Origin of the sequence: Streptacidiphilus monticola (genome assembly GCF_042658505.1) — a bacterium.
Lineage (GTDB): Bacteria > Actinomycetota > Actinomycetes > Streptomycetales > Streptomycetaceae > Streptacidiphilus > Streptacidiphilus monticola.
The window spans coordinates 1-1,058 of record NZ_JBHSQJ010000121.1; the positions used below are offsets into that span (position 1 = coordinate 1).

Sequence of the window (1,058 nt, forward strand, 5' to 3'; positions counted from 1 at the left end):
CTAGGGAAGGTGCGAACAAGTTCCTGATATGAGATCATCATATTCATCCGGAGCGCATCCCAGAGGGACATCATGAGCCATCAACTCACCTTCGCCGATAGTGAATTCAGCACTAAGCGCCGTCAGACCCGAAAAGAGATTTTCCTCTCCCGCATGGAGCAGATTCTGCCATGGCAGAATATGACCGCTGTCATCGAGCCGTTTTATCCCAAGGCGGGCAATGGCCGACGGCCCTATCCGCTGGAGACCATGCTGCGTATTCACTGCATGCAGCATTGGTACAACCTGAGCGACGGTGCCATGGAAGATGCCCTGTACGAAATCGCCTCCATGCGCCTGTTTGCCCGATTATCCCTGGATAGCGCCCTGCCGGATCGCACCACCATCATGAATTTCCGCCACCTGCTCGAGCAGCATCAACTGGCCCGTCAATTGTTCAAGACCATCAATCGCTGGCTGGCCGAAGCAGGCGTCATGATGACCCAAGGCACTTTGGTGGATGCCACCATCATTGAGGCACCCAGCTCTACCAAGAACAAAGAGCAGCAACGCGATCCGGAGATGCATCAGACCAAGAAAGGCAATCAGTGGCACTTTGGCATGAAGGCCCACATTGGTGTCGATGCCAAGAGTGGCCTGACCCACAGCCTGGTCACCACCGCGGCCAACGAGCATGACCTCAATCAGCTGGGTAATCTGCTGCATGGAGAGGAGCAATTTGTCTCAGCCGATGCCGGCTACCAAGGAGCGCCACAGCGCGAGGAGCTGGCCGAGGTGGATGTGGACTGGCTGATCGCCGAGCGTCCCGGCAAGGTAAAAACCTTGAAGCAGCATCCGCGCAAGAACAAAACGGCCATCAACATCGAATACATGAAAGCCAGCATCCGTGCCAGGGTGGAGCACCCGTTTCGCATCATCAAGCGGCAGTTCGGCTTCGTGAAAGCCAGATACAAGGGGCTGCTGAAAAACGATAACCAACTGGCGATGTTATTCACCCTGGCCAACCTGTTTCGGGTGGACCAAATGATACGTCAGTGGGAGAGATCTCAGTAAAAACC

Annotated in this window: 1 protein-coding gene; it reads left to right on the plus strand. The window is 55.2% G+C overall.

Going from position 1 to position 1,058, the window contains the following annotated elements; all coding sequences use genetic code 11:
- The first annotated feature begins 72 nt into the window (after nucleotides 1-72).
- Nucleotides 73-1,053, plus strand: coding sequence for an IS5-like element ISKpn26 family transposase (locus ACFP3V_RS25015; protein ID WP_000019445.1), 981 nt, complete (start codon nucleotides 73-75; stop codon nucleotides 1,051-1,053).
- Nucleotides 1,054-1,058: the final 5 nt, after the last annotated feature.